Below are 22,269 nucleotides of genomic sequence, written 5' to 3' on the forward strand. Positions count from 1 at the left end.
AATTCTTTGGAAAGCTTTAGCATTACAACTACAACGATTTCTTTATTATTGAAAAAAGAAGTCTTTTCACATTAAAAATAACATGTAATCGATTACACAAACATAGATATTTTTTTTAGATAAAAAATTAAAAATCATAAAAATTTCCCAAAAAAAATTACATATCAAAAAATAAAGTTATTTTTTATATGACATGTGTAATTTATACTAATAATAAATATTAAATATATTTTTATTAATAACCTATTTGATATCTTTTTACTAAAAAAACAATCGATTACATGAAGAAAAATTATAAAATTATCAGGTGTAAAAATCACACTTAAAATAATTTAAAAAGAAGTTACTCTTGCAAAAATTTAACAAATAAAGTAATACTTAACCCAAATCACATAAAGTTTCCGGGCTTTGGAAAATCATCAACAAACGTTAAAAAAATTAACTTAAAAGTCATAAAAAAACCCTTGAACAATAAATGTTCAAGGGTTCGATTTAGAATAAATATTTTATTTAAGCGCTTTGCAGCTGTACCGAAGTTTTTCGACGTTGTATTAAAATAACGGTAATAATCATACCAATAATAGACATTCCGACACCTATAAGATTTGGAGATGCATAACTATATCCAGCCACAAGAGGCAATCCCCCAAGAAAAGCTCCTAATGCATTTCCTATATTAAAACTTCCCTGCAGTGAAGCCGAAGCAATCATTTCGGCATCTTTGGCCGTTCTAATCATTAACATTTGAATGGGCGCAATAACTGAAAAAGAAATAGCTCCCGTTAAAAATGTTAGAAACAAAGAAACATATTGATTAAAAGAGAAAAAGTAAACTAACACCAAATCAACAGACATTACAAACAATAAAGCCAATGTTGTTGGTGCCGGAGAAAATTTATCGGCCAGCTTACCGCCCGCAAAGTTTCCTACCACCATTCCGAATCCGGCCAAAATCAAGATATAAGAAACATCTTCTGGTGAAAACTTAGAAACATTCGTTAGTAAAGGCGCGATGTAACTAATCCAGGCAAATAATCCTCCAAAACCAATTGCCGTAATTCCGATAATAAGCCACGCATCTATTTGCTGGAAAAACTTTAATTGTGTTTTCATATTCACAGTATTACTTTTCTCTAAGTTTGGCATCCACAAATAAATAAACAAAAAGGTAAGTAAACCTACAACAGCAATTAGTACAAAAGTATAACGCCAAATGAAATGATGCCCTATATAAGTACCAATAGGAACCCCAATTAAGTTAGCCAATGTTAAACCAGAAAACATAATCGCAATTGCCTGAGCTTCTTTCCCTTTATCTGCCAAACGGCTTGCAACTACCGCTCCTACTCCAAAAAAAGCGCCATGTGGCAATCCGGAAAGAAATCGGGAAGCAAATAAAAAATTATAAGTTGGCGCAATAATAGAAAGCGCATTAAATACTGTTAGCATTAAAGCTAAAATTAAAAGCATTTTTTTTGGAGCAAAATTTCGTCCAAGGATTACCAATAATGGTGCACCAATAACAACACCTAAAGCATAAGACGAAATTAAATATCCTGCAACAGGAATCGAAACTTTCATATCTAAGGCGATGTCCGGCAATAAACCCATCATCACAAATTCGGTTATCCCAATAGTTAAGCCTCCCAATGAGAGTGCAATAAGACTTTTTTTCATTTGTTTTTACAAGAAAGGAATAAATTTTCTATGGAGCAAATTTACCACTATACAGATTAAAATAAGTTGTACATTTGCGATATAAACTTGTAAATTTAAGTTATGCCAATCCTAAATCAATTTAAAACCCTGGTTATTGATGAATTTGAAGATGAGAAATTTCACCTTCCGCCACACACGCATACTTATTATGAAATCATTTATATAAAAAAAGGAAGCGGGGTTCATCATCTGAACAACAACTTATTACCTTATAAATCTGGAGATTTGTTTGTAATTTCGCCAGAAGATGAGCATTATTTTGATATCAAAAAAAGCACTCGTTTCTTTTATATTAAGTTTACAGATAATTATTTCAATTCGAAACAGAATCTTACTTGCGATGAATTCTTAATTCATACTCCGGAAAGTTTCATGCGTGACAAAACACTAAAAGAAACAGTTCTTAAATTAGATGATCCCTGCAAAACAATATTAAAAAATACGATTGAAAACATTGCTGCTTACAATTGCAAAACCGATGTTTCGACCTCACCTATTGTATTTTACCAGATTCTTTCGATTTTTGGATTAATCAAAGAAACTATGCGTGGTTTGAATCTTGTTGTTAAGGGAAATTCTATTGATAACGAGCAAATCACTTCCTATATTCATCAAAATATTTATCAGCCAAAACTAGTTCAGATAAAAATAATTGCCAGTCATTTTAATATCGCTGAAACTTATTTTAGTGCCTACTTTAAAAGAACTTTTAGTATAAGTTATCGCGATTATATTCATAATTTGAGAACTACCTTAATCGAAAAACGAATTCATAACAATCAATTGCCAATTAAACAAATTGCGTATGAATTTGGTTTTACCGATGAAAGCCATTTGTCGAATTATTTTAAAAAACGAAAAAACATGAAACCTACGGAATTCAAGAAAATATAAAATTGGAAATCTTAAATAAGTAGTGGCTCTTAAAAAAAATGGCTAAATTTGTAATTCTAAAAGCATTTTCATTGGCAAAAAAAATCCACATATTATTTCTTATGCTAACGCTTGGCTTCTTTTTGATGTCAAACATGGGTTATGCTTGTGGAGAAACTTCTGAAACAACCTCTTGCGAAAAGAAAGCAATTTCAAAAAAAGAAACTACTAATTCTTGTCAAAAAGATTGCTGCAAAAAAACTGATAATTCAAAAAAAGACCAGCACGGCTGTAGCGGAAAATGTGATCATTCTGGTTGTACAGCTTCCGGGTTACAATTTAGTTTGATTGCTATAAATGAATTCGAATTCAACAGTAATCTATTTAATTTCTCTTTTAAAAAGACAATTCCTTATTATAAAAACAGTAGTCTTTCTGACGGCTTTACTTCTATTTGGCAACCGCCAAAAATAGGATAATTGTATTTGTGACAGCCATAATTGGGGCTTTGCCACAAAGGCGCTAAGGCACTAAGAATATTAAACTTTGTGTTTCTACGGCTCAGCGAGGCAATACTTTCAACAAAAAAAATATTTATTGAACTTAGAGAAGATTTATATTCTCTACTAAAATTACATAAAAATGAAAAAATCAATTTCAACTATAATTGCCATAATTGCTTTATTATTTAATACAAATAGTATTCAGGCAACTACAATAAAAATAGAAACTACAACAGAAGATGTAGATTCAAGTCAGTTACAAACTGTTTATAATGCTTATTTTACAGTAAAAGATGCCCTTATAAAAAGTGACAGTAAATTAACTTCGGCGAAAGCCAAAGATTTATTAACCGCTATTTCTGCAGTAAAAATGGACAAATTAAAAAGCGATGAACATACTGCCTGGATGAAAGTTATGAAAAAACTAACTGCAGATGCTAAAAATATTTCGGCTACGACAGATCTTAAAAAACAACGTGAGACTTTTAAATCACTTTCAAAAAACACTTACGAACTAATTAAGGTTTCAAAATCTAGTGAAGTTGTTTACAAACAATATTGCCCAATGGTCGATGCTGATTGGTTAAGCAAAGAAAAAGCAGTTAAGAATCCGTATTACGGCTCTTCGATGTTGACTTGTGGAAACGTCGTTGAAACAATCAAATAAAGATGAAGCTATACATCAAAAATATGGTGTGCGCTCGCTGTAAAATGGTCGTGGAGTCTGAGCTTGAAAAACTCGGACTTCAGACTATTTCTGTTGAATTGGGCGAAGTTGAACTGAAAGATACTATTACAGACAGTCAAAAAGAAGTTTTACTTAAAAATCTTCAATATTTAGGTTTTGATTTAATAGATGATAAAAAAAGTAAGACTGTCGAGAAAATAAAAAATCTGATTGTTGATTTGGTTCATCACAAAAACAATGATCTCAAAATCAATTTATCTGATTATTTGTCTAAAAACCTAAATCAGGATTATAATTCATTGAGTAATCTTTTTTCTGAAATCGAAAACACAACGATCGAAAAATATTTTATCAGTCAGAAAATTGAGAAAGTAAAGGAATTACTAGTTTACAATGAACTTTCGTTAAGTGAAATCGCGGATATTTTAAACTATAGCAATGTCGCGCATTTAAGCAATCAATTCAAGAAAATCACAGGTTTTACGCCTACTCATTTTAAACAATCGAAAGATAAAAAACGGATACAGATCGAGAATTTGTAATTGTTTTTAACCTCGAAGTTTTACGCAAGATGATAAACATAGCCAATGGTTTCAACCATTGGGGCGCATATCGGGATAAATTCGTTGCGTTCCAATGATTGAAACCATTGGCTATATTTTCTAAAGATTCGCAAAGTTATTTAGACAAAACTTTGTGTTCTTAACTGTTAGATAGCATTTCGTAAATCTTACAAATCATTCTCAAAATTATACAACATGAAGTAAACCTTACTTCAGAAATTTGCATTGTAATACTTTAAAAGATAAAACAATGACTCATCAATATATAATTTCAGGAATGTCGTGTGATGGCTGTCGCAAGAAAGTTGAAAAAACTTTAAACGCCGTAGAAGGAATTCAGGCTGAAGTAACTTTAAATCCTCCATTGGCGACTATTACAATGGAAAAACATGTTCCGACTGAGAAATTTCAAGAAGTTTTAACGGAAGCCGGAAAGTATACCATTGAGATGAATTCTCCAAAAAATGAATCAGAACCTGCAGTTAAATCTTGTTGTTCCGGTCATAAAAAAGAGGAACATAAAACACATCATCATAAAAAAGAAACAATTCACAATCACAATACAACGGGAGTTTTTTATTGTCCGATGCATTGCGAAGGAGATAAAACGTATGATAAACCGGGAGATTGCCCCGTTTGCGGAATGGATTTAGTACCGCAAGTAGCGATAAATGCGACACAATTTACCTGCCCAATGCATCCTGAAATTGTTTCGGACGAACCTGGCGATTGCCCGATTTGCGGAATGGATTTGGTCCCGATGCAGGTTTCTGAAAATGAAGAAAACAAAACCTATACTGATTTATTAAAGAAAATGAAGATTGCGATTTTATTTACGCTTCCCATCTTTATTATTTCAATGTCAGAAATGATTCCTGATAATCCTCTTTATAAACTAATGTCTATTGAAAACTGGAATTGGGTTCAGTTTTTATTTTCAATTCCGGTTTTATTTTATGCCGGATGGATGTTTTTTGTTCGTGCTTATAAATCAATTGTTACATGGAAACTAAACATGTTTACGCTAATTGGAATTGGAACGAGCGTTGCTTTCTTATTTAGTATTGCCGGAATGTTCTTTCCAGATATTTTTCCAACTGAATTCAAATCGCACCACGGAACTATTCACCTATATTTTGAAGCTGCAACGGTAATTATCACTTTAGTTTTATTGGGACAACTCCTAGAAGCTAAAGCACATGGGCAAACCAACGGCGCTATAAAAGAATTATTGAAATTAGCACCAACCGAAGCCACTTTGGTCGAAAACGGAAATGATAAAGTAATCTCCATTCATAACATTAAAAAAGGAGATTTATTACGCGTAAAACCAGGAGAAAAAATTCCCGTTGACGGAAAAATTACTAGCGGCGAAAGCAATATAGATGAAGCCATGATTACCGGCGAACCGATTCCGGTTGATAAAAAAGTGGGAGATCCTGTAATTGCAGGAACTATAAACGGAACAAAATCGTTTTTAATGATTGCCGAAAAAGTAGGATCAGAAACTTTGCTTTCGCAGATTATTCAAATGGTAAATGACGCAAGCCGTTCCAGAGCGCCAATACAAAAACTGGCAGATCGAGTGGCTAAATATTTTGTTCCAACTGTTGTCGCTATTTCTGTTTTGACCTTTGTTTTATGGGCAAAATTCGGTCCTGAACCTTCCTATATATATGGATTAATAAATGCCATTGCCGTTTTAATAATTGCCTGCCCTTGCGCTTTAGGTTTAGCAACTCCAATGTCGGTTATGGTTGGTGTAGGCAAAGGAGCGCAATTCGGTATCCTGATAAAAAATGCTGAAGCGCTCGAAAACATGAATAAAATTGATGTTCTAATTACCGATAAAACCGGAACTATTACCGAAGGAAAGCCATCTGTAGAAAAAATCTACTCCATTAATAATAACGAAGATGAATTATTGCAAAGTATTGCTTCGCTAAATCAAAACAGCGAGCATCCTTTGGCGCAGGCCGTCGTTAATTTTGCAAAAGCGAAAAATCTAACTTTACTTGAAGTTCCGGATTTTGAAACCGTTGCCGGAAAAGGAGTTATTGGAACTGTAAATAACTCTAAAGTCGCTTTAGGAAACAAAAAACTAATGATTCAGGTTAATGCTTCTATTGCTGAAGATATTGAAAACAGAATTATTGCAGAGCAAAACTTAGGCAAAACAGTTTCTTATATATCTGTAAATAAAGCTGTTGTTGGTTATGTAGCGATTACAGATGCTATTAAAAAAAACAGTGCAAAAGCTATCAAAGATTTGATAGATCAGGGCGTTGAAGTTATTATGATGACAGGCGACAATAATAATACGGCCAAAGCTGTCGCTGAAAATTTACACTTAAGTTCGTTTAAAGCAGATTGCTTGCCAGAAGATAAACTAAAAGAAATTCAGCGTTTGCAAGCAGAAGGTAAAATTGTAGCAATGGCCGGCGACGGAATCAACGATGCTCCGGCTTTAGCGCAAGCAAATATTGGAATCGCAATGGGAACAGGAACTGATGTTGCTATTGAAAGTGCTAAAATAACACTCGTAAAAGGAGACTTAAACGGAATCGTAAAAGCTAAAAAACTAAGTCATTCCGTGATGAAAAACATCAAACAGAATCTATTTTTTGCTTTTATATATAATGTATTAGGTGTACCAATTGCAGCAGGAATTTTATATCCTGTATTCGGGATTTTGCTTTCGCCGATGTTGGCTGCTTTGGCCATGAGTTTGAGTTCAGTTTCGGTTATTGTGAATGCTTTACGATTGCGAAATCTAAATCTATAAAAAAATCAACATGAGACTATATACCTTTTTGATTATCTTTCTGATTGCTTTTAATGCAAAAGCACAAAAAGTAGTTCGTTACGATTTACACGTTCGGGATACAATTGTAAATTTCTCCGGAAAAGAAAAGCGTGCCCTTACGGTTAATGGGCAAATTCCGATGCCAACATTGACTTTTACCGAAGGAGATATCGCAGAAATTTATGTTCATAACGATTTAAAAAACGAAGATACGGCGTTGCATTGGCATGGATTATTTCTTCCTAATAAAGAAGATGGCGTTCCTTATTTGACACAAATGCCAATAAAACCGGGAACAACCCACAAATATACTTTCCCAATTATCCAGAACGGAACCTATTGGTATCACAGTCATTCTGGTTTGCAGGAACAAATTGGTTTATACGGACTTTTTATCATCAACAAAAAGAAAGACGATGCTACTTTTAGAAAAGGAATTGACGACTTACCAACGATTCCGGTCATTTTAAGTGAATGGACAGACTTGAAACCAGAGAATGTTCAACGAATGCTGCACAATGCAAACGACTGGTTTGCGATAAAAAAAGGAACAACGCAAAGTTATTCTGAAGCGATTCAAAAAGGACAATTTTCTACAAAAATTACTAACGAATGGAAACGCATGAACGCGATGGACGTAAGTGATGTTTATTATGAGAAGTTTTTAATTAATGGAAAAAATGAAAATCAGCTATCACAATTTAAAGCAGGCGAAAAAGTAAGATTGCGAATTGCAAACGGTGGCGCCTCAAGTTATTTCTGGCTTACTTATGGCGGCGGAAAAATAACCGTTGTGGCCAGCGACGGAAACGATGTTGAACCTGTAGAAGTTGACCGATTGATTATTGCGGTTTCTGAAACCTATGATGTTGTGGTTACAATTCCTGAAGATAAAAAGTCTTTTGCTTTTTTAGCTACAGCCGAAGACAGAACCGGATCTGCATCTTTATTTTTAGGCGAAGGCACTAAACAACCTGTTGCTCATCTTTCCAAATTAAAATATTTTGAAGGAATGAAGATGATGAACGATATGATGAAGATGAATGGCGAAATGAATGATATGGGCATGAACATGTCGCTCAACAAAATGGATATGAATGCCGTAATGTATCCTGAAATTTCCGGTGAAGAGGAATCTGCAAAAAAAGAAGATCATTCTATGCATAATATGGAGGGCATGGAAATGGCAAACGATTCTACTGAAACTTCTGAAATTGTAACATTAAATTACGGAATGCTGAAATCTCCAACAAAAACAACACTTCCAAAAGAGGCGAAGGTAAAAGAATTGCGTTTTGAATTGTCAGGAAATATGAATCGTTATATTTGGAGTTTAGATAATAAAGTGATTTCTGAAACGGAAAAAATATTAATTAAAAAAGGCGAAAACGTTCGGATCGTATTGTACAACGGATCGATGATGCGTCACCCAATGCATTTACACGGTCATGATTTTAGAATTCTGAACGAACATGGCGAATATTCTCCGCTAAAAAATGTGATTGATATTATGCCGATGGAAACTGACACGATAGAATTTCAGGCAAATGCCGATGGAGACTGGTTTTTTCACTGTCATATTTTATATCACATGATGGCTGGAATGGGACGCATTTTTAGTTATGAAAATTCAGCACCTAATCCGTTAATTCATCATCCTGAAATGGCGTATAAAATGTTGAAAATGGACGACAGGATGTTTCATTTCATGGCAGAAAATGATTTTGCTTCAAACGGAAACGACGGTGAAGCCATGTATAGCAACACGCGCTGGAGCATTGGAACAGAATGGCGATTGGGTTATAATGACAAACACGGTTATGAAACCGAAACCCATATTGGACGTTATATAGGTAAAATGCAATGGTTTATGCCTTTTATAGGTTTTGACTGGCGCTATCGAAAAATGGGAATGGACGAACAGGAACAAAATCTTTTCGGGCAAAGTAATACAAAAGACAATCGCTCTGTTTTTAGTGCCGGTATGGAATATACTTTACCAATGCTTGTAAAAGCACAAGTAGAGGTTTATACCGATGGGAATTTGAGACTGCAATTTGAAAGAAAAGACATTCCGCTTTCAAGACGTTTGAGAATGAACTTAATGTGGAATACAGATAAAGAATATATGGCAGGTTTGAAATATATTGTAGCCAGAAATTTTGGAATTACGACGCATTATGATAGCGATATGGGAATTGGTTTTGGAGTTAATTTGAATTATTAATTTTTTTATATTAGCCAAAGATTAAAAGATTAACTCAGATTTTCTTAATCTTTAATCTGTGGCTAAAAAAACTAACAACTATGACATTAGAAGACTTCAAAAAGAATTTCAACAATCAAATTACTGACGAATTAACTTTATTCTTTGAAATAAACGATGAACTCGGATTCGAAAATTACTCTCAGGGTTTCGGATTATATGAAGATGATAAATCCGGAATTTCGACTTGGTCTGAAGATCCTGCTTTTTTAGATAAACTAATGCCTTTTGCACAGGCAAACGGATCTGGCTCGATGTATGTTTTATGGAATAACGACTCAGGCAAATCTTTAAACGAACTGCCAGTAGTTGTTTTTGGTGATGAAGGCGGTTATCATATCGTAGCAAAAAACATCTTCGAATTTATGCAATTGCTAACTTTTGACAATGAGATTTCTGTAGATCACGAAGAAGCTTATTTTTATAAAGATGAAGACGATTATGAAGAAAGCGAAAATTTACCTGAATATAAAGTATGGCTAAAAGAAAATTTCAATCTCGATCCAATAGAAGAAACAGAAGCAATTTTGTCAGAAGCACAAGAAACATATAAAGCTGAATTTGACGAATGGGTTTCTCAATTCTACTCAGAAAATTAAATTATAATACATCATACAAACAATTAAAAAAAATAAAAATGAAAAAAGTATTTACCCTTTTAGCAATAGCTTTATTTACAATTAGCGCGCAGGCACAAGAAACAAAACCGGCTCCTAAAAAAGAAACAGCAAAAAAAGAATCTTGCTGCAAAAAAACAGCAAAAGATAAAAAAGCGTGTTGCGCAAAAAAATAATCGAAATTCTATTTCAACAAAAAAGACCTCAAATTGAGGTCTTTTTTTTATGGTTCCTTTTTGCCACAGATTAAAGGATTAAAAAGATTTCTATTTTGAAATCAATAAAAAAATCATTTCAATCTGTGAAATCTGTGGCAAAAGACTATTTTACTCTAATACTCCATTCAAAATCCATTTCAGAAACCTGAACTCCTTTTTCATCAGTTCCTATAGATTTCATCCAGAAAGTTTGCCCCTCACCTGTTTCAATAGTTTTTTTTATGGCATCGGCAATTAAATGTCCGTCGTTACAAACAAAAGTGATTCTTCCAGTTGCTTTTTTAGTAAAGTTACCTTTATTATTAGCCACTAACATTGAGATTTTTTTTCCGCTTTGCTGAATTTGTGAAATTACCAAAGCTCCGGTTGTTAACTCTGCTGCCATTGCCTGCACGGCAAAATACATTGAATTAAACGGATTTTGATTTATCCAACGGTGTTTTACGCTTACTATACAAGTTTTATCATCGATAGCTTTAACACGTACACCGCAAATATACGCCGACGGTAATTTGAAAAATACAAATTTGTTGAGTTTAGAAACTGAAATTGCCATGTGATTTATTTTTTTATGTAAAAATACAAAAAAACTATGCACGCACAATAAATGGTTAAAACTTTCCAACAACCTCAGTAAAATCAAGTATTAACACTGATTTTCAGTACGTTTTTGTGTTAAATAAAATATCAACTTTGTTAATATTTTGTTAATATTCGGTACTATGCAAAACAAGATACTGTCTTTTAGCCATATATTTGTATAAGAAATTACTATATGCTTTTAATCATGGAAACAACAACACCACTCATCATGGAAACAACATCAGAAAAGAACACTGCAACGTTCACACATTTAAGTACATTAAGTCAGTATATCATTCCTTTTGGAAATTATATTTTTCCAATACTAATCTGGACGAGTTACAAAGACAAATCAGAATTTGTAAATCACCACGGAAAACAGGCTTTAAATTTTCAGTTAAGTTTATTGCTTTATACTTTGATCTTAGCCTTAATTGCTATTCCGATTTTCATCATTGTATTTCTTCAAAACCTTCCTATGGAAGCTGTTTTTAACGATGAAGATTTCGTTATCAGAAATTTCAATTTTCAGGGTAACATCGGGTTATTAACAATTGGTGCAACAGCTGTAGTACTTTTTGGATTGCTAAAAGTTGTTGAATTCTTTTTAGTGATTTATGCTTCAATAAAAACTTCAAACGGAGAATATTACAAATATCCGCTAACGATACCTTTTATAAAGTAATCATTATTATGAAGCACTTCGACTTCGCTCAGTGTGACATAAAAAAAAATTAAAAGTTATAGTCGAAACCATACAAACAATCAATAGAATAGTTTCGAAATCAATCATCAATCAAAATCATCAATCAAAAAACGAATTGTTCAATCTAAAAAAAACAAAATGAAATTATGAACATTGAAAACACAAAAGCACAGATGCGCAAAGGTGTTCTTGAATTTTGCATCTTATCTGTTTTAAAAGAAAAAGACGCATACACATCAGAAATATTAGACACTTTAAAAAACGCAAAATTATTAGTGGTTGAAGGAACAGTTTATCCTCTTTTAACCAGACTCAAAAACGACGGTTTACTCAATTATCGCTGGGAAGAATCGACTTCCGGACCACCACGAAAATATTATGGATTAACCGAAATAGGACAAACTTTTTTAAACGAACTTAACGGTACCTGGACAGAATTGTCTGATGCCGTAAAACTAATCACCAATCAAAATCAATAAGTCATGAACAAAACAGTAAATATTAACTTAGGAGGTATGTTTTTTCACATCGATGAAGATGCATACTTAAAATTAACGCGCTATTTTGACGCCATAAAACGATCATTAAACAACTCATCTGGTCAGGATGAAATTATTAAAGATATCGAAATGCGTGTTTCTGAATTATTAACAGAAAAACAAAAAAGCGACAAACATGTTGTGGGATTGAAAGATGTTGAGGAAGTGATTGTAGTAATGGGACAACCTGAAGATTACATCATTGAAGATGACGAAAAACCAAATCAGTCTTTTAATGATTATGCAAACAGAAAAACCAAAAAATTATACCGTGATAAAGAGAAAGGTATGATTGGTGGTGTTGCAACAGGTTTAGGCCATTATTTTGGAATTGATGCCGTTTGGATCAAAATCATATTCTTAATATTTGTTTTTGCAGGTTTCGGAACCGGGATCTTAGCTTATTTTGTTCTTTGGATTGTAACGCCGGAAGCAGTTACAACTTCTGAAAAATTAGAAATGACTGGCGAACCGGTAACCATTTCAAATATTGAGAAAAAGGTTCGTGAAGAAATCGAATCGTTATCTGATAAATTTAAAAGTGCAGATTATGATAAAATGGGAAACCAGGTAAAGTCGGGAGCTGAGAGAATAAGTAGTTCATTTGGAGACTTTATCATGACAATTTTTAAAATTTTCGCTAAATTTTTAGGAGTAGTTTTAATCATGTCAGGAATAAGCGTTTTAATCATGTTATTGATTGGGGTTTTTACTTTAGGAACAAATGTTTTTGTTGATTTTCCTTGGCAAAACTTTGTTGATGCAGGAAACTTTACAGATTATCCTATCTGGTCATTTGGTTTATTAATGTTCTTTGCTGTTGGAATTCCGTTTTTCTTCCTTACGCTATTAGGTTTCAAATTGTTATCTCCAGATTTAAAATCAATTGGAAATATCACAAAATATACCTTGTTAGCAATCTGGATTATTGCAGTAGCAATTGCAATAAGCATTGGAATTAAACAAGCCACTGAAATTTCTTATGACAATAAAACTATTGAGAAAAAAGAGATCGGTATTAGTCCTAACGATACACTTTATGTAAAGTTTAGATACAATGATTACTATGCTAAAGACTTAGATCACCACAGAGATTTTCAATTTGTACAGGATTCTGCCAACAATCAATTGATTTATTCTACAGATGTTCGTTTGCATGTTTTACGTACTGATGAATCTAATGCATACCTGCAAATAGAAAAAAGTGCAAGAGGAAATTCATTTACAAATGCTAAAAAAAGAGCAGAAAAAATAAATTATAAGATTGAAATTAGCGGAAATCATTTAATTTTGGATAATTATTTTCTTACGGATGTAAAAAACAAATTCAGAGGACAAGAAGTTGACATTTATCTATACTTACCAGAAGGACAACTATTTAAACCAGATTCTTCTGTACAAGATTACGACGATTCTGAAGATGATTTTTTCAACTTACACTTTAGTGGAAATTACAACTACAAGGTAGAAGGTTCTAAAATTAAATGTTTTGATTGCCCGCCAAATGAAGATGATTATGACGATGTTAGCATTGAAGAAAATCAAAACGACAATGATACAATAAATGAAGTTTCGGTTAAAATTAACGGTAAAGAAGTTTTAAACGGAAAAAAAACTAAAGGAAAACTAACCACTGATAAAAACGGAGTAATAATCAAAATTAACTAAGCCATGATCAAAATAATCATTCATATTACGAAATTCATTATTGCCACAATTACCGCATTATTATTTGCCTCTTGTAATTTTAACATGAATACTGTTGAAGGCAGCGGAAATGTGACTACTGAAAAAAGAATTGTTGAGGGAGATTTTAAAAACATATCTGTAAGCAATGCTATTGATGTTGTAATCGAACAATCTGACGCAACCGAAATTACTGTTGAAGCTGATGATAATTTGCAGAAAGAAATTATAACTAAAGTAGAAAACGGAACCTTAATAATTAAATGCAAATACAGTTCTTTCCGCAACATAACAATGAAAAAAGTTACTGTAAAAGTACCTTCTCTTGAAAAAATTGAAGCTTCGAGTGCTTCAACCATACAAAGCAAAAACGTTTTTCAGGGAGAAAATATCGATCTTGAATCATCAAGTGCCGCAACTATGGACCTTAACATTGAATCTGATAATATTTCGGCTACATCAAGCAGTGGAAGTTCTATTAACGTTCAGGGAAAAGCTTTAAAAATTCAAACAACAGCTTCAAGCGGTGCAAGTGTTGATGCCGGAAAATTATTGGCAAACGAAGTAAATGCGGATGTTTCAAGCGGAGGAAGTATAAATGTACATCCAATTGTAAGCCTTAAAGCAGAAGCGAGCAGCGGAGGCCATATTAATTATGACATAGCTCCTAAAACAATCGAGAAAAAATCAAGTTCAGGAGGAAGCATCAGTCAGGGATAAATATTTATCTGTTAAATATAAAAGAAATCATTCATCAAAAGTGGATGATTTTTTTATATTTGTCCAAATCAAATCTAGAATTAATGAAAAAAAGTACAGCCTTACTCCTATTATTATTAGTTACGACATTAACTTTTGCACAAAAAAGAGAGAAACTAAAAGGATCTAAAATCGTAACCACTTCTATTAAAGAAGTAGGAGAATTTGATGGAATCGAAGCCGATGACAATCTGGAAGTTTATCTGGAACGTGGAGAGAAAAACGAAATCAAAATCGAAGCCGATGACAATTTACACGAAATCATCGGAATGGATTTAAGAGACAGAATGCTTCGTTTATACACAACAAAAGAAAGCACCATTTTTAAGAAATTAATTGTTCGCGTTACGTACACAAAATCTCTTAATAAAGTAATTGCAAAAAATGAATCAGTCATTTATGCTATACAAGAACTTCAATTAGATGATATTACATTTAACAGTTCTGATTATTCTAAATTATTTCTGAATGCAAATTCTAAAAAATTTACCTTAATCGCGGATGATAAAACAAAAACGGAATTGAACCTAAAATCAGATGATGGTACGTTACAATTAAGTAAAAATGCTTCAATAAAAGCATTGGTTGCTGCAATAAAATTTAAATGTGATTTGTATCAAAAAGCAAATGCTGCAATTGAAGGAATTACCGAAAAAGGAACTATTCGTTTAGACAACAATTCTACTTTTACAGGAACTAAATTCACCTTAAAAGAAGCAAATGTTACTACAGAAGGATATTCAACAGGAACTATTCTTGCAGAAACTACTATTTCGATAGCTGCCGGAGACAAATCAGAACTTACCTTATTTGGAAATCCAAAAATTGAACTTACACGTTTTTCTGAAGAAGCAAAATTGATTAAAAAACTTAAATAGTTTCAAGTTTTAGGTTCTCTTTGTTTCAAGTAGTTGGAACGTTATAAAATAAAAAGTCCCATTCGCCGCGGCGAATGGGACTTTTATTATTTTATTGGCTTTCTAATTAACGGTTCCAAGAACTTGAAACCTGAAACAAAGAAAACCTGAAACAATTTTAACTTACTCTTTTGACGCTAAATATCTTTCAGCATCAAGTGCAGCCATACAACCAGTACCCGCAGCTGTAATTGCCTGACGGTATACGTGATCTGCAGCATCACCAGCTACAAAAACACCATCAACATTTGTTTTAGATGTTCCTGGTACATTTATAATATAACCTGTTTCATCAAGAGTAATATAATCTTTAAAAATATCTGTATTTGGTTTATGCCCAATTGCAACGAAAAATCCTGTTGCAGGAATTTCAATTACATCACCTGTCGTTTTGTTTAATGCTTTAATCGCATGAACAACGTTGTTGTCACCTAAAACTTCTACAGTATCGTGATTCATTAAAATCTCGATATTTTCAGTTTTGCGAACACGTTCTTCCATAATTTTCGAAGCTCTGAATTTTTCGCTTCTTACCAACATGGTTACTTTTTTACAAAGTTTAGATAAATAATGTGCTTCTTCACAAGCAGAATCTCCTGCTCCAACAATAACAACTTCCTGATTACGGTAGAAAAATCCGTCACAAACAGCGCAGGCAGAAACTCCTCCACCCATGTTTAGGTAATGTTGTTCTGAAGGCAATCCTAAATATTTAGCCGAAGCTCCTGTAGAAATAATAACGGTTTCACAGTGCAATTCGATTGCATCGTTAATCCAAACTTTATGAATATCTCCTGAAAAATCAACTTTTGTAGCCCAGCCATCACGAATATCAGCACCAAAACGTTTTGCTTGCTCTTGTAACTGAACCATCATTTCAGGACCTGTAACACCATCAACATAACCCGGAAAATTCTCTACCTCATTTGTCGTAGTCAATTGACCACCAGGCTGCATTCCTTGATATAATATTGGATTCATATTTGCTCTGGCAGCATAAATTGCAGCAGTATAACCCGCCGGACCAGAACCAATAATTAGGCATTTAATTTTTTCGATTGTATCTGACATAATATGTATAGTTTTTAGTGATGCAAAGGTAAACTTTATTATAAAAAATTCCCCTCAAAATAAATCCTAAATAACTATCTTAAAATAAGTTTTATTTATTTTGAAATTTTTCTTTTGTAAACAGAATTTATTACTATATTTGCATCCGCTTACGGGGTGTAGCGTAGCCCGGTTATCGCGCCTGCTTTGGGAGCAGGAGGCCGCAGGTTCGAATCCTGCCACCCCGACAAAAGTCTTTTCATATTAATTGGAAAGACTTTTTTTTTGCACTAAACTTAAAATTAAAATCACAGATAGAACAGTTTATCGTGTCCCGATTAAAAATTGGGAAGACCAAAGGTTCGAATCCTGCCACCCAACAAAAGTCTTTTCATACTTCCTATACTTTTTTCGTGACTTCTTGTTTTCTCTCTTTTAAACGCCCTAAAAAATCAATTATGTCTTTTTATACAATTAATAGAACTTCTTAAATACATCAGATTTTCACCAATTTATTCTCTTTGTGCAAAATTTTAAAAATGAAAAAAATATTCCTATATATTGTTTTCCTTTTTTCTCTCAGCATTTCGGCACAAGAATGTAGGGATTCGATAGAAGAAAAGACAGAAATTAAAAATCTTAAATTGTTCAAAGAAAATGCTCACGCCTCTTATTATCATGATAAATTTGATGGAAGAAAAACAGCAAGCGGCGTAAGATTTGACAATAGCAAATTGACTGCAGCTCATAAAAAACTTCCGTTTGGTACAAAACTAAAAATTACAAACGAAAAAAATAACAAATCAGTTATTGTGGTAGTTACAGATAGAGGTCCATTTATAAACGGAAGAGAAATTGACCTGAGTAAGAAAGCTTTTATGGACATTACCTCAAACAAAAAAGGTGGGGTCGTTTTCGTAAAAATTGAGATTATAGAAAACTAAATCCCATCTTTTTTTGTTATCCATGTAGATCATTTTTTTTCTTCTTAATTCTTTTTAAGCAAAAAAAACTTACCCTATTAAAATGTTATTATATTTACCAAATCATAACATGTTATCAAATACTATATGGAAGTTTTTCTTTTCGTAGTTTTATTTTGTTTTCTAATTTACATTCTCAATACGATAAAAAGTCGGTTTGATCATCTTGAAGACGACATTCAAAAGTTGAATAAAAAATTAGACCTTTTAAAAATAACTGAAAAACCGGCAGAAAATTTTTCGGTAAAACCTATTCCTGTAGTTAAGGAAGATCCAAAAATTATAAAAACAGAAGAACCTATCGATTTTTCTGCGCCTCTTACAACTGTAGAGAAAGAAATTCCGGAAATAAAAGCAGAAAAAGTTGTTTTTTCTATGGAAACAAAAGCTGCTCCGGTTATAGAAAAACCAAAATCTGTTATTCCTGAAGTTCCCGAAAAATCATTCTGGGAAAATTTCAAAGAAAAAAATCCCGATTTAGAGAAGTTTATCGGTGAAAACCTAATCAATAAAATTGGAGTTTTGATTCTGGTTTTAGGAATTAGTTATTTTGTAAAATACGCCATTGACAAAGATTGGATCAACGAGCCGGCGCGAGTTGGAATTGGTGTTTTATGTGGTGTACTCGTTATGGGAATTGCGCATAAACTGCGTAAAAATTATGCTGCCTTTAGTTCTGTAATTGTTGCGGGCGCTATTGCGATATTCTATTTCACGATCGGAATTGCTTTTCACGATTATCACCTGTTCAACCAAACCGTTGCTTTTAGTATAATGGTGGTCATTACGGCTTTTAGTGCCTTGATATCATTATCGTATAACAGACTGGAACTTGCTGTACTTTCCTTAATTGGCGGATTTGCAGTTCCCTTTATGGTAAGCACGGGTGAAGGAAATTATATTGTACTTTTTAGCTACATTATTATATTAAATATTGGAATTCTCGCCATCGCCTATTACAAAAAATGGAATCTGGTTAATGTTCTTGCTTATATTTTTACGATTTTATTATACGGCGGATGGCTGTATAAAGATCTTGAATCTATCAAACCGCATTATATGGGTGCTTTGGCATTTGGTTTTGCTTTCTACTTTATTTTTATTTTAATGAATATCATTAATAATATCAGAACAAAAGGAGAATTCTCAAAAACACAATTGACTATTTTAGCCAGCAACACCTTTTTATTCTACGCAGCCGGAATGGCCATTTTAACTAATTTTCATCCGGAATTTAGAGGTTTGTTCACCACTATTATTGCATTATTAAACTTAACATATGCCTGGTTTTTGTACAAAAAATTCGGTCTCGACAAAAAAGCAGTTTATTTATTAATTGGATTAACGCTAACATTTATAACACTTGCTATTCCTATTCAATTTGAAGGCAATTATATTACTTTATTCTGGGCTGCCGAAGCTGTTTTGTTATTATGGCTTTCACAAAAATCAAAAATTGCAAGTTATCGATTTGGCTCTGTAATTGTTCAGGGGCTAATGATTATCAGCCTAATCATGGATTGGAATTTATTCTACAATAGCGATTTACCTTTAAAAATTATAATTAATCCGATATTTATAACAGGCATTTTTGCATTTTCTTCTTTATTGGCAGTTTGGTTTTTATTGAAAAATGAAACCGAAAATATCAACTTTTTAAACATTACTTTTAATCCTGAAAAGTATAAACAATATGCTTTTATTTCAGGAATTATTATATTGTATTTAACTGGTTTACTCGAAGTTATTTTCCAGGCAAATACTCATATTGAAAATGCAAAAAGCGCTGTTGTATTGCCTTCGGTGTATCACTTATTATTCTGTGCGATTTTAACTTTCGCATTAATTAAAAAGAAAACAGAATTAAATTATGCATTGGCGACTGTAATTGTAATTATCAATATTGTTTTATTTACTTTCGGATTTTCAAACTATGCTTTTTTCGAACATAAAGAGATCTTAGCATCAGGATTCGGAAAACCAATAGCTTATTATTTGCACTATATTTCGCTGGCCTTAATTGCATATTCTGCTTATCAATTATTCCAAATCAACAGAAACATAAGTTTTGAATTCTTCAAAAATCGTTATTTTGTTTGGGCAGCGGCATTTTTTATCATTTATATAGCCAGTTCAGAAGTGATGCTTCATGGCCTTATTTTAATGAATTCTCCAATTACGCTACAAGATTTGCATGCGAGTGAACTTTATGCAACCAACAATAGCAAAGCTGATTTACTATACCTTCGTTCATCTATTGCCGATGATATAATTAAAATTGCCAGAATTAAAATCATCAAAACCGGGTTACCTGTTTTATGGGGAGTTTTAGCCTTTGTGTTTTTAATTATCGGAATAAAAAAACAAGTAAAAACACTACGAATTATTGCGCTGAGTTTACTTGGACTGACTATTGTAAAATTATTTTTCTACGATATCAGCAACATTTCCGAAACTGGGAAAATTATATCCTTTATCCTTTTAGGAATTTTAATTTTGATAATCTCTTTTGTTTATCAAAAAATCAAAGTTTTAGTTATTGATGAAAACAAACATGATGAAAACAATGAAATTAAATAGTTTTTTTATTCTCTTATTGCTAACAAATCTTTCGTTTGCCCAATTTCAAACAACTGGAAAAATAAAAGAAGTTACCGAAAATGGTTTTCATGAAATTATTTTGTCACCCGAAATTCGTTCTTATTCAAAACAGGATTTAAGCGATATCAGGATTTTTAACGCTAAAGGAATAGAAGTTCCGTATTTTATTCAAAGTAATTCAGAAGCATTATTAAGTACTTTTGAAGAATATGAAATTGTTTCAAAAACAGTTTTCCCGAAGAAAAGCACTTCGATTATTGTTGCTATTCCATCTGTTAAAAACAACAACCAGCTTTCGCTTTTTATTGCAAATGCCGACGTTGTAAAAAACTATTCAATATCTGGTAGTAACAATCAGACAGAATGGTTCGGAATATCCAATTCACAAATTTTAGATGACTTAAACAGTTCTTCAGAAGCAAGCGTTGTTAAGACAATTTCATATCCGCTAAGTACTTATAAATATTTGAAAATTGATTTTGATGATCGAAAAACACTCCCTATTAATATTTTAAAAGTTGGTAATTTTAATACTCAACTTCAAAAAAACATATTGCAGGATATCAAACCGAAAAAAACCATACGATTTGAACTTCTTCTTCCTCAAAAACATACTCAATTACAGGTTGTTTTTGATGCACCACAAATTATCAATCAAATTGATTTTGAGATTTCGAGACCAACTTACTACAAACGCAAAGCTGTTATTTTCAAAAAAGTAAAACGAGAGTCGAAACGAAAAACTGAAATAATAGAGGAAGAAATTGTTTCATTTGAATTAAATTCAAACACAAAAAACAGCTTTACAATACCGGAAATATTCGAAAAAGATTTCTATATAAAAATCGAAAACAAAAACAATCAGCCTCTGACAATTACATCAGTAAAATACAGCCAAAAACCAGTTTCAGCTATTGTCGAATTATATGCAAATGAAAAATACAGCATAAAAACAGGCAATAAAAATTTGAATGAACCTGATTATGACCTTTCTGATTTTAAAAACAATATTTCCGGAAAATTATCTCAAACCAGCATTTACGATATTAAACAAATTTCTTCTTCAAAAAAACAAGTTGAAAACAAATCTTTTTGGCAGCAAGGATGGTTTATGTGGCTGTGTATAATATTGGGCGGAATTACAATTTTATACTTTACAGCGAGTTTAGTAAAAGATTTAAACGAGAAAAATTAAACCGGGCCAAAACTTTATTTTTGCTTCAAAATCAAAAACTGGAGTTTTATTCCATTTTAAAGACAAAACATAAAGAATTTTCGGAGTCATTTTTTCTTTATTTTAAGAATTAAAATCCCCGAAACACGCACGAAACAACGGTAAATTAAAGTTTATCGAATGTTAACAAAATAGATTTTCAAAAACCATAAATAATTGTATTTTTACGGTTCAAAATTCAGAAAATAAATGGGCAAAATCATTGCGATTGCTAATCAAAAAGGAGGCGTTGGAAAGACTACTACATCTGTAAATCTTGCAGCCTCATTAGGTGTTTTAGAAAAGAAAGTATTATTGATCGATGCTGATCCTCAAGCGAATGCTACGTCTGGCCTAGGGATTGACGTAGAATCTGTTGAAATCGGTACGTATCAAATACTTGAACATAGCCACACCCCAAAAGAAACTGTTGTTAAATGTTCAGCTCCGAATGTTGATGTAATTCCAGCTCACATTGACCTTGTTGCCATCGAAATCGAATTGGTTGATAAAGAAAACAGAGAGTACATGCTTAAAAAAGCACTAGAAAGTGTAAAAGACGAGTATGATTATATCATTATCGACTGCGCACCTTCGTTAGGTTTATTAACACTAAACGCTTTAACAGCTGCTGATTCTGTAGTTATTCCTATTCAGTGTGAATATTTTGCACTTGAAGGATTAGGAAAATTATTGAACACCATAAAAAGTATTCAAAAAATACATAACCCGGATCTTGATATCGAAGGATTACTACTAACCATGTATGATTCAAGATTACGTTTATCAAATCAGGTTGTGGAAGAGGTTCAAAAACACTTTAATGATATGGTTTTTGATACCGTTATTCAGCGAAATGTAAAATTAAGTGAAGCACCTAGTTTTGGTGAAAGCATCATTAATTATGACGCAACCAGCAAAGGAGCAGTTAATTACATTAATTTAGCTCAGGAAATTATAAAGAAAAACAGTAAATAGTT

20 protein-coding genes and 1 tRNA gene are annotated in these 22,269 nt (G+C 32.5%); 18 read left to right on the top strand and 3 right to left on the bottom strand.

The annotated features are described in order from the left end of the window. Positions 1–510: 510 nt before the first annotated feature. Entirely contained in the window at positions 511–1,677 is a 1,167-nt protein-coding gene (locus tag AC4FQ3_RS14050) for an MFS transporter (RefSeq protein WP_491182240.1), read from the bottom strand. 102 nt (positions 1,678–1,779) lie between these two features. Between AC4FQ3_RS14050 and AC4FQ3_RS14055 the strand changes: the two genes are divergently transcribed. From AC4FQ3_RS14055 to AC4FQ3_RS14090, 8 genes are all read left to right on the top strand, one after another. Next, positions 1,780–2,613, top strand: a complete 834-nt coding sequence (locus tag AC4FQ3_RS14055; RefSeq protein ID WP_491182241.1) for an AraC family transcriptional regulator — start codon at positions 1,780–1,782, stop codon at positions 2,611–2,613. Positions 2,614–2,651: 38 nt separating this feature from the next. Next, positions 2,652–3,071: a hypothetical protein gene (locus tag AC4FQ3_RS14060; RefSeq protein WP_302093402.1), complete on the top strand. Its 420-nt coding sequence runs from the start codon at positions 2,652–2,654 to the stop codon at positions 3,069–3,071. 163 nt (positions 3,072–3,234) lie between these two features. Further along, entirely contained in the window at positions 3,235–3,762 is a 528-nt protein-coding gene (locus AC4FQ3_RS14065; protein WP_491182242.1) for a DUF3347 domain-containing protein, read from the top strand. A 2-nt stretch (positions 3,763–3,764) separates the two neighbouring features. Further along, positions 3,765–4,325 (top strand): helix-turn-helix domain-containing protein, encoded by a 561-nt coding sequence (locus AC4FQ3_RS14070; RefSeq protein WP_491182243.1) that lies wholly within the window; start codon positions 3,765–3,767, stop codon positions 4,323–4,325. 271 nt (positions 4,326–4,596) lie between these two features. Continuing rightward, positions 4,597–7,131 (top strand): heavy metal translocating P-type ATPase, encoded by a 2,535-nt coding sequence (locus tag AC4FQ3_RS14075; protein WP_491182244.1) that lies wholly within the window; start codon positions 4,597–4,599, stop codon positions 7,129–7,131. Positions 7,132–7,141: 10 nt separating this feature from the next. Then, positions 7,142–9,379 carry a multicopper oxidase domain-containing protein gene (locus AC4FQ3_RS14080; protein WP_491182245.1) on the top strand — a complete coding sequence of 746 codons (2,238 nt, stop codon included), beginning with the start codon at positions 7,142–7,144 and terminating at the stop codon, positions 9,377–9,379. 80 nt (positions 9,380–9,459) lie between these two features. Beyond that, positions 9,460–10,017, top strand: a complete 558-nt coding sequence (locus AC4FQ3_RS14085; RefSeq protein ID WP_052483789.1) for a hypothetical protein — start codon at positions 9,460–9,462, stop codon at positions 10,015–10,017. A 38-nt stretch (positions 10,018–10,055) separates the two neighbouring features. Beyond that, positions 10,056–10,211 (top strand): hypothetical protein, encoded by a 156-nt coding sequence (locus AC4FQ3_RS14090; protein ID WP_159438484.1) that lies wholly within the window; start codon positions 10,056–10,058, stop codon positions 10,209–10,211. Between the two features lie 145 nt (positions 10,212–10,356). On the opposite strand, the gene AC4FQ3_RS14095 is transcribed toward AC4FQ3_RS14090, so the two are convergent. Then, positions 10,357–10,809 (bottom strand): DUF4442 domain-containing protein, encoded by a 453-nt coding sequence (locus AC4FQ3_RS14095; protein WP_042567250.1) that lies wholly within the window; start codon positions 10,807–10,809, stop codon positions 10,357–10,359. A 231-nt stretch (positions 10,810–11,040) separates the two neighbouring features. Here AC4FQ3_RS14095 and AC4FQ3_RS14100 point away from each other — a divergent pair, with 231 nt between their 5' ends. The 5 genes from AC4FQ3_RS14100 to AC4FQ3_RS14120 all read left to right on the top strand — a co-directional run bounded on the left by AC4FQ3_RS14100 (position 11,041) and on the right by AC4FQ3_RS14120 (position 15,403). Then, a complete protein-coding gene (locus tag AC4FQ3_RS14100; RefSeq protein ID WP_242607249.1) occupies positions 11,041–11,520 on the top strand; it encodes a DUF4870 domain-containing protein in 480 nt (159 codons plus the stop codon). A gap of 167 nt (positions 11,521–11,687) precedes the next feature. After that, on the top strand, positions 11,688–12,020 hold the full coding sequence (locus AC4FQ3_RS14105; protein WP_007804050.1) for a PadR family transcriptional regulator: 333 nt from the start codon (positions 11,688–11,690) through the stop codon (positions 12,018–12,020). Between the two features lie 3 nt (positions 12,021–12,023). Next, the gene (locus AC4FQ3_RS14110; RefSeq protein WP_491182246.1) at positions 12,024–13,748 is read left to right on the top strand and encodes a PspC domain-containing protein; all 1,725 of its coding nucleotides are present in this window, start codon (positions 12,024–12,026) and stop codon (positions 13,746–13,748) included. Positions 13,749–13,751: 3 nt separating this feature from the next. After that, the gene (locus tag AC4FQ3_RS14115) at positions 13,752–14,486 is read left to right on the top strand and encodes a head GIN domain-containing protein (protein WP_491182247.1); all 735 of its coding nucleotides are present in this window, start codon (positions 13,752–13,754) and stop codon (positions 14,484–14,486) included. An 83-nt stretch (positions 14,487–14,569) separates the two neighbouring features. Next, the gene (locus AC4FQ3_RS14120; protein WP_491182248.1) at positions 14,570–15,403 is read left to right on the top strand and encodes a GIN domain-containing protein; all 834 of its coding nucleotides are present in this window, start codon (positions 14,570–14,572) and stop codon (positions 15,401–15,403) included. Between the two features lie 162 nt (positions 15,404–15,565). On the opposite strand, the gene trxB is transcribed toward AC4FQ3_RS14120, so the two are convergent. After that, on the bottom strand, positions 15,566–16,513 hold the full coding sequence (gene trxB, locus AC4FQ3_RS14125; RefSeq protein WP_042567246.1) for a thioredoxin-disulfide reductase: 948 nt from the start codon (positions 16,511–16,513) through the stop codon (positions 15,566–15,568). A 152-nt stretch (positions 16,514–16,665) separates the two neighbouring features. Between trxB and AC4FQ3_RS14130 the strand changes: the two genes are divergently transcribed. The 5 genes from AC4FQ3_RS14130 to AC4FQ3_RS14150 all read left to right on the top strand — a co-directional run bounded on the left by AC4FQ3_RS14130 (position 16,666) and on the right by AC4FQ3_RS14150 (position 22,267). Next, positions 16,666–16,740, top strand: a tRNA-Pro gene (locus tag AC4FQ3_RS14130). A 291-nt stretch (positions 16,741–17,031) separates the two neighbouring features. Further along, positions 17,032–17,436, top strand: coding sequence for a septal ring lytic transglycosylase RlpA family protein (locus AC4FQ3_RS14135; RefSeq protein WP_463459926.1), 405 nt, complete (start codon positions 17,032–17,034; stop codon positions 17,434–17,436). Between the two features lie 225 nt (positions 17,437–17,661). Next, positions 17,662–20,055, top strand: a complete 2,394-nt coding sequence (locus AC4FQ3_RS14140; protein WP_491182249.1) for a DUF2339 domain-containing protein — start codon at positions 17,662–17,664, stop codon at positions 20,053–20,055. After that, positions 20,042–21,271 (top strand): hypothetical protein, encoded by a 1,230-nt coding sequence (locus AC4FQ3_RS14145; RefSeq protein WP_491182250.1) that lies wholly within the window; start codon positions 20,042–20,044, stop codon positions 21,269–21,271. The genes AC4FQ3_RS14140 and AC4FQ3_RS14145 overlap by 14 nt, the downstream gene beginning before the upstream one ends. A 228-nt stretch (positions 21,272–21,499) precedes the next feature. Further along, positions 21,500–22,267: a ParA family protein gene (locus AC4FQ3_RS14150; protein WP_042566029.1), complete on the top strand. Its 768-nt coding sequence runs from the start codon at positions 21,500–21,502 to the stop codon at positions 22,265–22,267. Positions 22,268–22,269: the final 2 nt, after the last annotated feature.

The organism is Flavobacterium sp. AK-345 (assembly GCF_058310175.1).